Raw genomic sequence first — 14,964 nt, 5'->3', positions numbered from 1 at the left:
AGGTCCGAATTCGGACTTTGCTTTATTGAATTCGGACGTTCAGTGAGTGGGTTGCACTAATGTGATAACGGCACTGGCACCCCGTTGACCATCCGCGCGATTAACTAATTGCAATTGGCCATTCATTTGCTCTGTCAGGTGTTGGCACAACATCAAGCCGATCCCTTCACCGCGCTCTTTGGTTGAATAAAAAGGCACGAAGAGGTTGTCGGGGTTAATGAGACCATGACCGTTGTCTGTCAGGCAAATCGTCGCAGTGTGATTTTTCAATTTCAGTGATAATGTGAGTTGTGGTGTGCCCGAGCAGGCTTCCAATGCATTTTTAGTTAAGTTGATAAGCACTTGTTTGAGTAACGTCACATCGCAATTGAGTGTAAGGTGTTGACCTTCTAGTTGCCAATTTGCCTGTGGGAATAAAGCACGCAGTTCCATACATAGCTGAGAAAAAGGCTGTTGAGTGGCTTTAACCGTGACGCTTTGTTGTAACTGTGCATAGCGTTTAACGAATTCAGCTAGGTGCTCACAGCGTTCCACAATGACATCAAAAGCAGCGCTATCTCGTTCATTATTTGCTCTGTGCTTGAGTCTCTCTAACATGGTACTGACAGGGGTGAGAGAGTTGCGGATCTCATGGCTAATCACCCGTATCAAACGCTGCCATGCTTTGAGCTCTTGCTCTCTCAGCGCTATTTGGATATCCGTCATGACCAGCAAATGATAGGTATGGCCGTTGTGGTTAAAGTTACTGTGGCGCACTTGCCAGCGTTGTTGGCGCTTTTCATCTTTGAAATGCCACTCAGGCTGGTTGCCTAAGCCGAGTCGTACAGCGCTGGTAAAGCGCAAGGTTTGCCAAGGTTGATTGAATAACGTCGTGCATGCTTGATTACCAAAGCTCAGTTGTAAGCGTTCATCAAACACCAATATCGGTGTGTTCAATTGCTTAACAAGCCGAAGAAGTAAAATTGACTCTTTGTCTTCATTGCTTTTGGTAGTAAGTAAGTCATTACTTAATAGGTTTAGTTGGTGATGAAAATCACCAATGACCCCTGTGGTAAAACGGGCTTTTGCTTGTTGGCTAAAGTCTTGTTGTCGACAGCACTCAAGCTGAGTTGTACTGCGTAAATACGATGATTTAACCTGCGTGGTTACACGGTGGAATATCCACACAGTTGCGCCTAGCAAAGTGATTAAACAACTGATTGTCACTGTATTGAAAATGGGGTGAGGCTGAGAAAAACCATACTGCCAGCAAAGTGTGAGCAGGCTTATTTGCACTAGAATGAGCAGCAGGCACTGCCTTTTCCAAAAGCCCTCTAAGCTATTATTCTGCCAATGCATATTTTTCTAACCGTCGATACAGTGCCTGCTTAGTTATTCCTAGCTGTTGTGCAGCTTTGTTTTTATTGCCATCAAATTTACTCAGCGCTTGCTCTATTAAATGTCTTTCGACTTGCTCTAATGTCATGTCTGGGAGCGAGTCGATGGCATTGCTGGTTTGTGTATTTGGCAAATGCAGGTCGGTGGCGAGAATGACACCAGTTTGGCAAAGTAACACCGCTCTTTCCATTAAATGGCTTAGCTCGCGTGTATTACCGGGCCAGCTATATTGCATTAATGCTTGCTGTGCGCAAGGACCTATAGTGACACCTTGCTTGTTATACTTACTGTCATGCTTTGCTAAAAAGTGCTCGGCGAGTGGCACAATATCATCAATACGTTCTCGCAATGGTGGAATGGTAAACGTGAATGTATTGAGGCGATAATATAAGTCCTGTCGGAATTTCCCTTTGGTAATGAGTTGCTCAAATTCGGCATTGGTTGCGCTGATAAGTCGCACATCACTGGTTTGGGTTTTGCTGGAGCCCACCATTTCAAATTCGCCCGTTTCAAGCACGCGTAGCAGCTTGGCTTGCTGAGCAAGTGGCAGCGTTCCTATCTCATCTAAAAATAAGGTGCCTTTGTCGGCTAATGCAAAGCGACCTACGCGTTCAGTTTTGGCATCCGTAAATGCGCCTTTGACATGACCGAACAGTTCGCTTTCGAATAACTGTTCAGGAATTGCGGCCATATTGAGTGAAATAAACGGCTGTGCGTTTCGTAAAGACTGGTTATGAACCCAAGTGGCAATGTGGCTTTTTCCGACGCCATTTTCTCCGGTTATAAGGATATTAGCATCCGTTTGAGCTACGGCGCTGAGCTGGGTCATGAGTTGCTGCATTGCAGCGCTTTGCCAAATGGGGTCATCCCCGTTTGGCGTGAGCGCTTGGCTGAGGGCAGAGTTATTTTTTTGCAGTCCTGATATTTTCAGTTGCTGCTGAATCACTTGCTCGAGCCGCTGGTTCTGCCAAGGTTTTTCAATAAAGTCGACAGCGCCCAGCTGCATTGCCTGCACCACTAAGTCAGTGTTCGACCACGCAGTCATGGCGATCACCGGAATGTCGATGGCGTCTCGTTTGAGCCCACGCAGAAAGCGCAGTCCTTCTTCCCCTGAGGTTGAGTCGAGATCAAAGTTCATGTCGAGCATGATCAAAGCTGGGTGCGTATGAGAGAGAAACTCGTGTGCTTGAACGGGATTTTCGACTTCTTCGACTTGATAGCCGAAATCTTCCAGTACAAATCGTGCCGCGAGTCTTACCTCACGGTTATCTTCCACAATCAAAATCAGAGACTGTGACTTCATATATCGTTCCTTTGTTTTTCTTTTTGCCCATTTTGCTAAGGGCTTGTGACGCAGTTTAGTACTTTGTACAGGAACAAACAACAGACAAAAAACCAGCGAATTTAAGCAATCAATTGCAGTAAAGAGGAAAAAATCCTCTGGATAAACTTTCATCTGTCACATTATTAGGGGATAATACGCGACCTTTAATAGTGGAACGGTATCTTAGGCGCGCAAAATTGCGTGGATCGACTAGGATCACTGAAGGCCAACTTCTCTGAGTAACAGTAATGAGCATTGAAAAGTTAAGAAATATTGCGATTATCGCACACGTTGACCATGGTAAAACTACCCTAGTCGATAAGTTGCTAGAACAATCTGGCACATTAGAGACACGCGGTGGCAACGAAGAGCGTGTAATGGATTCAAATGATATTGAAAAAGAGCGTGGTATCACAATCTTGGCGAAAAACACCGCCATTGAGTGGAACGACTACCACATCAATATCGTAGACACCCCGGGACACGCCGACTTTGGTGGTGAAGTAGAACGTGTACTATCAATGGTTGATTCTGTACTTCTACTAGTAGATGCACAAGAAGGCCCAATGCCTCAAACGCGTTTCGTAACGCAAAAAGCATTTGCGCTTGGCCTTAAGCCTATCGTTGTTATTAACAAGATCGATAAGCCAGGCGCACGCCCTGATTGGGTAATGGACCAAGTATTCGACCTATTCGACAACTTAGGTGCAACAGACGAACAGCTTGATTTCCAAGTTATCTACGCGTCAGCAATCAACGGTTGGGCAACGCTAGACTTAGACGAGCCGTCAGACAACATGCAGCCGATGTTTGAAGCGATTGTTGAGCAAGTAGAACAGCCAGACGCTGATCCAGCTGGCGACTTCCAAATGCAGATCTCTCAGCTAGATTACAACTCTTACATCGGTGTAATCGGTGTTGGTCGTATCAAGCGCGGTACTGTTAAAGTAAACCAGCAGGTAACAATTGTTGGCGCTGACGGCAGCACGCGTAACGGTAAAGTTGGTCAAGTATTGACTTACTTAGGCCTTGATCGTCACGAAGCGCAAGAAGCGCAAGCGGGTGACATCATTGCAATCACAGGTCTAGGTGAACTTAAGATCTCTGACACAGTATGTGATGTAAACGCAGTTGAAGCACTACCTGCTCTGTCTGTTGATGAGCCTACAGTAACAATGACGTTCTCTGTAAACACATCACCGTTCTCAGGCCAAGAAGGTAAGTTCGTGACATCACGTAACATCCTTGAGCGTCTTCAAGCTGAGCTTGTACACAACGTAGCACTGCGTGTTGAAGAAACGGATAACCCAGATAGCTTCCGTGTATCAGGTCGTGGTGAACTTCACCTAGGTATCCTTATCGAAAACATGCGTCGTGAAGGTTACGAGCTAGCAGTATCACGTCCAGAAGTAATTCTTCGTGAAGTAGACGGCCAGTTAGAAGAACCGTACGAGACAGTAACGGTTGACGTTGAAGAAGAGCACCAAGGTTCTATCATGGAACAACTTGGCCTTCGTAAAGCAGAAATGACTGACATGGCACCAGATGGTAAAGGCCGTATCCGTATGGACTTCATGATGCCTTCTCGTGGTCTTATCGGTTTCCAAACTGACTTTATGACGCTGACGTCTGGTTCTGGTCTGATGTACCACACGTTTGATCACTACGGTCCACACAAAGGCGGTAACATTGGTCAACGTAAGAACGGTGTACTAATCGCAAACGCGGCAGGTAAAGCACTGACTAACGCACTATTCAACCTACAAGACCGTGGTAAGCTATTCATCGGTCACGGTGTTGAAGTATACGAAGGTATGATCATCGGTATTCACGCACGTGATAACGACCTAACAGTTAACGCGCTTAAAGGTAAGCAGTTAACGAACGTTCGTGCATCTGGTACAGATGAAGCGCAAAACCTTGTGCCACCAATCGTCATGACACTTGAGCAAGCACTTGAGTTCATCGATGATGATGAGCTAGTAGAAGTCACGCCTGAGAGCATCCGTATTCGTAAGAAGCTATTGACTGAGAGTGAGCGTAAGCGCGCAAGTCGTCAAGCTAAAGGCTAATTACCAATATCATTTAAAAGCGCCGCGTTTATCGCGGCGTTTTTGTTTGTCTAGAATAATCCATATTCTTCAGTTTCAACAGGTTCATAGCCCTTTAAATGTTCGGGTCTAAATATGGCGCTAGGATCTAGCACAAGGCTGTGATTATCTCCTTGTTTAATCAGCCCTTTCATCATTTTTTTAGTCTGTGGATCTATATCAAAACCAACATTGGTCATCTCGTGGAGGGGTTTAATATCTGATTCATCACAGTGAATATTATCTTCTACCCTATCTACCAGTAGTCCAATATGTGGTTGTTGCCCATCTTCTGTGGTAAACACAATGATGGGTTTATGGTCTAAAATGATTTGGTCGCGGGCAGATTCGAACAGTCGAATAAGCTTTGCAAACGTGGTGAGCTTTTCTTTTTCTAGCGTTTCCAATGCCTGATCTTTTTTACCTTTACTGCAGAGGTTGAGTACTTCATCGGCGATGGCATGTAATCTATCGTGAGGCCCCTCAAAGCGACTCAAAATGGCTTTAAGGTCTTCATTATCGGTTTTAAAGTTGTAAAACCACTTGCCAAAATCTGTCTGCTTGGGATCTCTCGATTTAGTAAAAGGTACATCGTTGTGTACGCTCAACTCAAGTTCTGCAAGCCACGCTTTATGATCTTGTTCTCTGAGCTGTAACAGTTCAACGAGAGATTGATTGGTTTCATACGAAGACTGGTTGTTTAAAATCAGTCCTAAATCAAAAATAGGGGTCGGCGTACCCATGTAATCTTTGACGCCAAGAAAGCTCGGGTTTTCGTTGGGTAATGAGGTTAGATTTCCTTCATACCGCTCCGTGAGCAAAATATCTAAAATCTTGAGTGATATTGTTTTTTTTCCTACTCTAAAGTTGATCAGATCCATGCTAGCCTCAAACATTATTTGCTTGTACTAAGCATAGATCAATATTTCAAATAAGATCTATAGACGGGGTGTTCGGTACGATTTTTTTGTGGTTTAAATAGTGTTTTAATTGCAGGATTGGTGCTGCGCTCTTGTTCTATTGCCGGCACAATACATGTTGAGAATGTACCAGTTTCACAGTGCTTTAGTGCTTCAACAAGCAGGTAAGCGTTTACAAATCCTTCAAAAGACTGGTGGCTCACCGTCTTTTTTTTGTCTTTAGAGAGCTTTCGATACAGCGTACAGATGTGGCCTTTACAAGAGGTTGGGTCTGGCAGCACTTCAGTGACCATGACTTGAGCTGGTGCAATGATATTTTCAAATAAGGCGGCAGATGAGACAAATGATACGCTTGTATACGTGCCTCTGAATCCAGCGCGATATGCTTGATTGATAAATGCAGCTAAAGGTTCATATGTGCCTATCATGGCAATGGCAGTCGTATCAGTTAATAAAATTTGGGTTAAGGCACGGGCTACGTCGTTGGTGTTGCGGCGAAATCGCGCAATCACAACGGGCTCAATATTTTTATCTCGTAATGCCTGCCTGTGGCTTTGCTCTAAAGTCAGTCCGAATTCGTCGGCTTGAATAAACAGCGCTATTTTTTTATGCCCCAATTCATCGACAAGGTATTTGATTTGCTCCTCAGCTTCTTCTAAGTAGCTTGGGCGCAGCGTGAAAGTTGGAAATTGTGGGTTACTATATAAAAAGTTAGCACCGGTATAAGGCATCAGAAAAGGAAGCTGGTGGCGCTTTAAAATGTCTTTAATGGCATGGGCCGTAGGTGTGCCCATGTTGCCAATGAGGGCGTGAATTTTGTGGTGCTGTATTAAGTAGTGGGTATTGTCGACGGTACGGTTGGGCTCATAGCCATCATCGAGTACCAAAAGATCCAACTTGGTCTTTTCATTAAGTACATGGTCATTTGCGTACTCTAAGTAGAGTTGATGGCCTCCCTTAAGCTGCATACCTATGTGGCTGGCAGGTCCACTTAATGCGACACTCATCCCGAGCTTTATGCGTTCAGGTGCTTGCGCATAAGTTGCTGAGCTTAATAAAAATAATCCGTTAATTAGGACGCTTTGTAATAGTGATTTCAGCATAAACTTCCGATAACAACTGTTGAAAAACAAGCTGTAATTGTTTTTTTGACTCTATTTTTAGTTCTGAAACTAATTCTTTTGGCTGATGGCGCTGTAATAATAGTAGAATCAAACGCATTTTGGAAATGTTTATAAGTGCTGACAGTATGCTTGGTTGTGTCATGATTACATCGTAAAGCAGTGGCGCAATTTGCTGCTGTGTGGCGGTTTTTTTCGCTACGTACGCTAATTGCCTCAGCGTACTTTGTTTAAATTCACACGGTGGTAATGTACGACATAGCGTGTAAACGAGTTGCCAAGGCAGATCTTGGTATAGATCGGGTAGGTCGAAAAATAATTGGCTTTTAAATTGTGCCCGTATCGCAGATATATTGAGTGGGGTGTCTCGATGTATTACCAGAACAGCAAACTCACCACTAGATTTATCCTTTTTGTAACCTAACTTTACTGGCTCAAAGCCCAGTTTTTGCCAAAAGCGCAGTAGTTTTTCTTGGGCACCAAAGCTACTGCCAAAGTAACTGACCTGATCGCGCAGTTGCTGCATGGCAAACCCAATCAGTGCCCGTCCTATACCTTGGTGTTGCGCTGTAGGGGCAATAGCAATACGCACAATACGCGCACCTGCATGGGTGACAAAATCAGTATCGCCTTGCAACTGACATAGCTGTTGCGCCATCATGTGGCCTGCCGGGCGGCGTGCCCCTGAGGCGATTTGTACAGCCAGTGCTTCGTTCAAATCGCCTTCGATACTCATCAGACATACGCCAACTAGATGCTGTGCGTGCTTGGCAATAAAAAGGCGATTACTTGGACTATCTAACAATTGCCTCAGGTCATTCACAGAGGTTTGATAATGGGCTAACACTAGCAGCGCGAAAACTTGTCTTAACAGGGTTTCATCGTTGAGTAAATCGACGCGCGTTATCGGTTGATATTGAACCGCAGTGGGTAATATTTGGGATGGCGCATCGTGCTCACTATCAAGGGCAAACAATAGGCGCATGTGATTTTCGAGCGGGTCATCACTTGCATAGCGGATGGGCGCCTCTAAGTGACGCGATATATAGTTAGGGTAATGTGTTTGTAAGTGGTTTTGAAAGCGTAATGTATAGCCGCGACCATTGCCTTCGTAACCAACTAAAGTGCTGGCAAAGATCACCTTGGGGCAGCAGGTCAATAGCTGTTTTAATATTGGCACAGGAATGACTGCAGCTTCATCTATCATCAGCATGTCGATATTTGGTCGAGCGGCCAGCACAGCATCTGGTGGCATATAGGTGAGATTGTGCAGGTTATTTTGCTGCACACTGGGTTCACAAAGCCCAAGTTCCAATGCCAAGTGTTTGAAGCTATTTTGTACGGCGCGTCGCTGCTGTGCGCAAATCACAATTTTCTTCGTCTTTTCATGGGCTGCAATAAGTCCGAGCGCAGCTGATTTTCCTCTGCCGCGGTCGGCGCTGAGCAACACGGGTGCTGCGACTTTGTGCGAGAAGTGCTCGACAATATTCGACACTAAGCTGGCTTGCGGTGCCAAATCAAGTGATTGGGTTGATGCGATATAGTGCTCAGGCAAATAGCTGTCAGCCTGTTCGCTGATAAGCCAAACAGGGGATTGTGTGATGAGTTTCGTCAAGCGCATCAAGAAAGGGCTAGAAGATGGCGTTTCCCCTTCCGAGAGCCACTTATCGAGCGCAGGGTCACACCACTGCGACAGAGAGTTAAGCTCTGGAAGAATCAAAACGAGCAATCCGCCTGCTTGAACTGTGCCCGCTGCGGCAGCGAGCTTATTGGGAATGACACCACTGTAACCGTCATAGCAGACAAATTGGAATTCTTGACCGAGTATTTGGTGCAGATGCTGAGGCCAAATTGCCTCTTCAAACTGAGCGTGACTACTCAAAGCGAGCGCAGTGTTATCGCCTATGATAGCTTTATACTGTGCGATACCCCATTGTTGGCTACCGCACAGAACCAATATCTGACGATGTCTCGCTTGTTTTAATTCGCCAAGCAGCGCAGGTAAATTAGATTGCTTGGAGTCTTGCATAAGCCGTGACCAGCCATTTGGTACCGAAGTCTTCAAAATTTACTTGAACACGAGATTGAGCACCATTGCCTTCATAGTTCAGCACAGTACCTGCGCCAAATTTAGGGTGCAAAACGCGTTGGCCTAAGCTAAAGCCACTGTCTTCAAAAGCAGCATGGCTCACCGATGCACTGAATCGATTGGTACTTGCGGGTCGAGACACTTGCGTTTTGATGCGGATCTCTTCGGTGCACTCTTCAGGGAGCTCTCGTAAAAAGCGTGAAGGACTGTGGTACTTTTCTTGGCCATACAAGCGGCGGCTCTCGGCATGACTGATGTATAATTTTTGCATCGCACGAGTCATGCCAACATAGCAAAGACGACGCTCTTCTTCCAATCGGCCGGACTCTTCGTGGCTCTGCTGAGAGGGGAACATACCTTCCTCTACACCGACCATGAAGACTAATGGGAATTCCAAGCCTTTTGCCGAGTGCAATGTCATCATTTGTACTGCATCTTCGTGTTCATCAGCTTGTCCTTCACCGGCTTCTAAAGAGGTATAGGCTAAGAAACCTTGCAGCGGCGAAGTAAACTCTTCTTCCACTGGTAGCTCGAATTGGCCACAGGCGTTGATCAATTCCTCTAAGTTTTCTACGCGAGCGCGGCCTTTCTCACCTTTTTCAGCTTGATACATGGCCAACAACCCAGAGTGCTCAATGGTTGTTTTTGCTTGTTCTGCCAGCTCTAGCTCTACGAGCTTTTCATCCAGTTGTTCGATTAGTTCGATAAAACGAGTCACCGCAGTGGCTGCACGTCCAGCTAGGTGCTGCTGCTCGATGACTGCTTTTGCAGCATACCACAGTGGTAAAGACTCATTACGGGCACAATCGCGGATATGGCTGAGTGTTTTGTCACCAATGCCACGCGCCGGAGTATTGATCACCCGTTCAAATGCGGCGTCGTCATTACGATTACTGATAATACGCAGGTAAGAAAGGGCGTCTTTGATTTCTTGGCGCTCGAAGAATCGCATGCCGCCATAGATGCGGTATTTGAGCCCTTCTTGCAGTAAGGCTTCTTCCAGTACGCGAGATTGCGCATTGTTTCTGTATAAAATGGCACAATCGATGAGCGCGTTGCCATCTTGCAGCCAAGATTTGATCTTACCGACCGTAAAACGTGCTTCATCCAACTCATTAAATGCGGCATAAATGGAAATGGGTTCGCCTTGGTTGCCTTCGGTCCAAAGGCTCTTACCCATGCGCTCAGAGTTGTTTTGAATTAAGGCGTTAGATGCTTTCAAAATGGTCGCGGTGGAACGGTAGTTTTGTTCTAGGCGAATGGTATCGGCATCAAAGTCTTGCAAGAATCGTTTAATGTTTTCAATTTTTGCGCCACGCCAGCCGTAAATACTTTGGTCATCATCGCCGACAATCATGATGTTGTTTTCGCCGCCAGCGAGCAGTTTCAGCCACTGATATTGGATGCTGTTGGTATCTTGAAACTCGTCTACTAACATGTGCCTAAAGCGCTGCTGATAATGACGCAGTAACGTAGGCTGTTGCTGCAAGAGTTCGTAGCAACGAAGTAATATTTCAGCGAAGTCGACAAGGCCGGCTCTGTCGCAGGCTTCTTGATAGGCAGTGTAGACGTTGAGCATGAGTTGTTCAGTGGCATCAAAGGCTTGGATATCCTTAGGGCGTAACCCTTCATCTTTACGTGCGCTGATGTACCAGCTGAGTTGCTTCGCTGGCCACTTTTTTTCATCAATATTCATCGACTTGAGAAGGCGTCTGATCATGCGCTGTTGGTCGTCAGAATCGAGTATCTGAAATGACTCTGGTAATTTTGCTTCTCGGTGATGGGCGCGTAAAATACGGTGTGATAGTCCATGGAAGGTGCCTATCCACATGCCACCAACGGGGCTCTGCAAGGTTTCTTCGACACGTGTTCGCATCTCTTTGGCGGCTTTATTGGTAAAGGTCACAGCAAAGATACTATAAGGTGAAGCGTGCTCAACTTGCATCAACCAAGCGATACGGTGAACTAACACCCGAGTTTTGCCAGAGCCTGCGCCTGCGAGAATGAGCATGTTGCTGAGCGGTGCTGCAACCGCTTCTCTTTGCTTGTCATTCAAGCCGTCAAGTAATTCAGATACGTCCATCTTTGCGCCTATTTCGAAAAGTGAGGGCAAAGTATACCTAGCGTGGCATTTAAAGCCCAGTTTTTGGGGAGAGTTTCAACATGCAAAAAAGATACTTCATTGAAAAATAAGTGTATTTATTTTCTTTGTTACTGTCTTTTTATACAGTTTTTTGGTCTAAAATTTGTTTGAGTCGCTTTTGCATTTCTTGGACTAACAGATCTGGCTGAAACTTAGATAAAAAGGCATTACAGCCGACCTTTTCAACCATGGCTTGGTTAAAGCTGCCACTTAAAGACGTATTAAGTATGACGTAAAGGTCTTTTAGTCGTTCATCATTGCGAATTTCATATGTGAGTCTGTAGCCATCCATCACCGGCATTTCGGCGTCCGTGATCACGGCCATCAACTCATTGTTTACGTCGATGCCTTCATCAGCCCAATGCTTAAGTAAATTGAGCGCTTCTTGACCATCCGTTGCAGGAATGATCTCAATGCCAATTTGAGCAAGCGTATCTGACACTTGGCGACGGGCTGTAGCAGAGTCATCCGCGTGGAGAATTTTGCGACCTTGGAACTGGTTTAGGATACTTTCATCCAGCACCCCTTCTGGGATTTCTACATCGTAATCGATAATCTCAGCCAATACCTTTTCAACATCTATGATCTCGACAATATGTTCAGTGCCGTCACGTTGGATTTTAGTGAGCGCCGTTAAGTAATGATTGCGTCCCACAGTCTTTGGCGTGGGCATAATATCAGACCATGTCGTATTGACGATGTGATCAACTTTACCCACTAAAAATGCCTGCACAGTTCGGTTGTACTCAGTGATAACTAAGTTACTGTCACTATCGTACTCAGTGTCAGGCATGCAAATCGCTTGTCTGAGATCGATAACAGGGATAGATTCACCGCGAATATTGGTCACCCCTGCAATTTTGGGGTGAGCATTCGGCATCTTATTGAGGTGTGGTAGCTTAACGACTTCTTTCACTTTGAATACATTGAGTGCAAACAAGTGTCGACTGTGTAAATGAAATAGCAACAATTCTAATCGATTTTCACCCACCAACTGTGTGCGTTGGTCGACTGAAGCTAATACGCCCGCCATATTTTCACCTCATACTCTTGCTGCTTTCCAAAGTATACACATATAAATACAAAAATTACGAGTTCTTTACTTCATTAGAGTAAAAGTTAGGTCCGTAGAAATATGCTGAAAAAAGCAACTTTTTAACGTTAAAGCATTGACTTGCTCTGCCACTATAAGATGATGTCAATCAAGGAGCAATACACAAAACTAGGGTAATTAATGCCAATTGTATTTAAGCGCATACTGGTACAAATACAGACGCATATAAATAGAGCAAGTTGGGAAATTTTGCTGTTGGCCACTGTTAGTCATATGTGGCTGACTTGGGTTTTGTTGTGGACGGCACAAGAGCAAGCATTATTACCGCTCGACACATACGTTTATTACTATGTCGTTACAACATCAACCGTTGGATATGGCGACTTTAGTGCCGCTACGGAGTTAGGGCGATGGGTTGTTGCCTTGTTTCAAATACCATTTGGCTTAGCACTCTTTGGCGTGTTGTTAGGCAAAGTTGGGCAAGAGATTACATTATGGGTAAAAAGAGCTATGAAAGGCGATAAGAATTTCTCACACCTCAAAGATCATATCATTATATTTGGCTGGCATCCGACTCGAACAGAGAAAATGATAGAGTTCATCCTAGCTGATAACAAACGCGTGGATAGGCGCATTGTATTGGCCGTGCATGAAGATATGGAGCACCCATTACTGCGTTTTGCACAGGTTGATTTTGTACGATTAGTGAGTTTTACCGATGATGAGCAACTGAAGCGTGCGGCGGTAGAGTATGCAGATAAAGTCATTGTAGATGGCAAAGATGATGACCATACGTTTACCACAGCATTAAAGCTTAGCCCTATGATTAAGTCGGGTGCACATATTAGTGCGCATTTTACAGATGAGACGAAAGCACGGCTCTTGCGTTTACATTGCTCAAATGTAGAGTGCTCATCAGCGATGTCTGCTGAAATTTTGGTGCGTTCTATGCAGGATCCCGGCTCTAGTAGAGTACAGGAGGAATTGCTCTCTACATTACATGGTGATACCCAGTTTAGTTTACAGTTGCCTTCATCTGTGAAAGCTTGTCAGTTTGGGCAACTGTTTATGTTTTTTAAAGAACGACATAATGCTACTTTGCTTGGGGTAGCGCATGACCGAAGTGGTCAAGATATGGACTTAAATCCCCCATTAGATTACGACATCAAGGCGGGAGACATTGTTCACTATATAGCACCACAAAGGGTATTAGTTAACGAGGTGGCTTGGGAGCAGATATGAATGAGCTGATGTTGCTGGTTTTTGCAGTATGCTTATACATTGCACCAATTGGTCTAATCGCAGGCAGTAAACGTTCAAAAGGTCATGAGAAAAATGGCTGGCTGATAGGCACACTGTTTTTTTCATGGATAGCGTTGCTACTGTACATCACGATTATTCCAAAAGAAGGGCGAGTAAAAACTCGCCGGAGCAAAAAGCACAGCTGATTATGGTTGTGACATAGTAATGATGTGGTGCCATTCGACTTCTGTGACGGGCATAATCGATAAACGACCTGCTTTTTTCAGTGCCAAATCGACAATGTTGTCATCGGCTTTGATTGCTTTTAGCGTCACAGGCTTTGACAATTGTTCAACATACTGCACCGTGACGCCAATCCAACGTGGATTGTCGGGGCTGGATTTGGGATCGTAGTAGTCACTCGATGTATCGAATTGATACGGGTCTACCTCCGCTGCTTTTGTGACTTTAGCTATGCCCACCACGCTGGGTATCTTGCAGCTAGAGTGGTAAATGAATACGAGATCGCCTTCTTGCATACTGTCGCGCATAAAGTTACGAGCTTGATAGTTTCTTATGCCTTCCCAAAAGGTGCTTTGTTGTGGTGCATTTTTTAAGTCGTCGAGAGAATATGCATCCGGTTCTGTTTTGAATAACCAATAAGCCATTATAAATACTCATTTAAAAGTAGATTAGTGTATTATTATCAGTAATTGCAGTAACTACAATGATGAGGTGGGCAATGAGCCAAGTGTTACAGGACTTGCTTGATTTATTAAGTTTGGAAGAAATAGAGCAAGGTATTTATCGTGGCCAGAGCCAAGATCTTGGCTTTCCTCAAGTATTTGGTGGTCAAGTGATGGGACAAGCGCTGTCAGCGGCGAAATATACGCTGCCGGAAGGGCGCTACGTTAATTCATTACACTCTTACTTTTTGCGTCCCGGTGACGCGAGCAAACCCATTGTTTATGATGTTGAGAATATTCGAGATGGGCGCAGCTTTAGCACGCGTCGGGTGAGCGCAATTCAGTATGGTAAGCCTATTTTTTATATGACAGCGTCTTTTCAAGGTGATGAGTCTGGTATGTCTCACCAAAGTGAGATGCCCGCCGTCCCTGAGCCAGAAACTCTCAAGTCTGCATTGCAGTTCTATCAAGATAATGCTGAGCTGATCCCTGAATCTCTCAGACCTAAGTTTACGCAAGAAATGCCGTTAGACATGCGACCGGTGAATTTCCAAAATCCATTTCAGCCTCAAAAGGCACCGGCTAAGCGTCATGTATGGTTCAAAGCCAATGGGCAAATGCCTGATGAGCGGCGCATTCATAATTACCTTTTAGCCTATGCCTCTGACTTTGAATTTTTGCCAACGGCGCTGCAACCGCATGGGCTTTCATTTATGCAACCGAACATGCAGGTGGCAACCATAGATCATGCAATGTGGTTCCATCGCCCATTTAGGTTGGATGATTGGATGCTCTACAGTGTAGATAGTCCAAGTGCCAGTAATGGTAGAGGGTTAGTTCGTGGGCAGTTTTTCAATCGTCAGGGTGAATTGGTCGCGTCAACCATCCAAGAGGGTGTAATGCGTCAGCGTTAGGCAC

General features: G+C 45.1%; 12 protein-coding genes. 4 read left to right on the top strand and 8 right to left on the bottom strand.

Going from position 1 to position 14,964, the window contains the following annotated elements; translation table 11 throughout:
• Positions 1-39: 39 nt before the first annotated feature.
• The gene (locus A7985_RS20395) at positions 40-1,338 is read right to left on the bottom strand and encodes a sensor histidine kinase (protein ID WP_065792304.1); all 1,299 of its coding nucleotides are present in this window, start codon (positions 1,336-1,338) and stop codon (positions 40-42) included.
• On the bottom strand, positions 1,322-2,680 hold the full coding sequence (locus A7985_RS20390; protein ID WP_065792303.1) for a sigma-54-dependent transcriptional regulator: 1,359 nt from the start codon (positions 2,678-2,680) through the stop codon (positions 1,322-1,324). The genes A7985_RS20395 and A7985_RS20390 overlap by 17 nt, the downstream gene beginning before the upstream one ends.
• A gap of 269 nt (positions 2,681-2,949) precedes the next feature.
• Between A7985_RS20390 and typA the strand changes: the two genes are divergently transcribed.
• The gene (gene typA, locus A7985_RS20385; protein ID WP_063373483.1) at positions 2,950-4,773 is read left to right on the top strand and encodes a translational GTPase TypA; all 1,824 of its coding nucleotides are present in this window, start codon (positions 2,950-2,952) and stop codon (positions 4,771-4,773) included.
• 50 nt (positions 4,774-4,823) lie between these two features.
• On the opposite strand, the gene A7985_RS20380 is transcribed toward typA, so the two are convergent.
• The 5 genes from A7985_RS20380 to A7985_RS20360 all read right to left on the bottom strand — a co-directional run bounded on the left by A7985_RS20380 (position 4,824) and on the right by A7985_RS20360 (position 12,097).
• A complete protein-coding gene (locus A7985_RS20380; RefSeq protein ID WP_065792302.1) occupies positions 4,824-5,672 on the bottom strand; it encodes a chemotaxis protein CheW in 849 nt (282 codons plus the stop codon).
• A 38-nt stretch (positions 5,673-5,710) separates the two neighbouring features.
• Complete coding sequence (locus A7985_RS20375; RefSeq protein ID WP_065792301.1) at positions 5,711-6,814, bottom strand: ABC transporter substrate-binding protein; 1,104 nt, start codon at positions 6,812-6,814, stop codon at positions 5,711-5,713.
• Positions 6,780-8,861 (bottom strand): GNAT family N-acetyltransferase, encoded by a 2,082-nt coding sequence (locus A7985_RS20370; RefSeq protein ID WP_065792300.1) that lies wholly within the window; start codon positions 8,859-8,861, stop codon positions 6,780-6,782. Before A7985_RS20370 ends, A7985_RS20375 begins: the two co-directional genes overlap by 35 nt.
• A complete protein-coding gene (gene uvrD / locus A7985_RS20365; RefSeq protein ID WP_065792299.1) occupies positions 8,839-11,004 on the bottom strand; it encodes a DNA helicase II in 2,166 nt (721 codons plus the stop codon). Before uvrD ends, A7985_RS20370 begins: the two co-directional genes overlap by 23 nt.
• 139 nt (positions 11,005-11,143) lie before the next feature.
• Positions 11,144-12,097 carry a chemotaxis protein CheV gene (locus tag A7985_RS20360; RefSeq protein ID WP_065792298.1) on the bottom strand — a complete coding sequence of 318 codons (954 nt, stop codon included), beginning with the start codon at positions 12,095-12,097 and terminating at the stop codon, positions 11,144-11,146.
• A 201-nt stretch (positions 12,098-12,298) separates the two neighbouring features.
• Here A7985_RS20360 and A7985_RS20355 point away from each other — a divergent pair, with 201 nt between their 5' ends.
• Entirely contained in the window at positions 12,299-13,360 is a 1,062-nt protein-coding gene (locus tag A7985_RS20355; protein ID WP_065792297.1) for a potassium channel family protein, read from the top strand.
• Positions 13,357-13,566, top strand: coding sequence for a hypothetical protein (locus A7985_RS20350; protein WP_065792296.1), 210 nt, complete (start codon positions 13,357-13,359; stop codon positions 13,564-13,566). The genes A7985_RS20355 and A7985_RS20350 overlap by 4 nt, the downstream gene beginning before the upstream one ends.
• On the opposite strand, the gene A7985_RS20345 is transcribed toward A7985_RS20350, so the two are convergent.
• On the bottom strand, positions 13,567-14,028 hold the full coding sequence (locus A7985_RS20345; RefSeq protein WP_065792295.1) for an EVE domain-containing protein: 462 nt from the start codon (positions 14,026-14,028) through the stop codon (positions 13,567-13,569).
• 74 nt (positions 14,029-14,102) lie between these two features.
• Between A7985_RS20345 and tesB the strand changes: the two genes are divergently transcribed.
• On the top strand, positions 14,103-14,960 hold the full coding sequence (tesB, locus tag A7985_RS20340; RefSeq protein ID WP_065792294.1) for an acyl-CoA thioesterase II: 858 nt from the start codon (positions 14,103-14,105) through the stop codon (positions 14,958-14,960).
• Positions 14,961-14,964 lie beyond the last annotated feature (4 nt).

The sequence above is a fragment of the Pseudoalteromonas luteoviolacea genome (assembly GCF_001696455.1).
In the GTDB taxonomy this organism is placed as follows: domain Bacteria; phylum Pseudomonadota; class Gammaproteobacteria; order Enterobacterales; family Alteromonadaceae; genus Pseudoalteromonas; species Pseudoalteromonas luteoviolacea_C.
The sequence above is the reverse complement of the archived record's forward strand: the minus strand, read 5'-3'. Positions and strand labels throughout refer to the sequence as shown.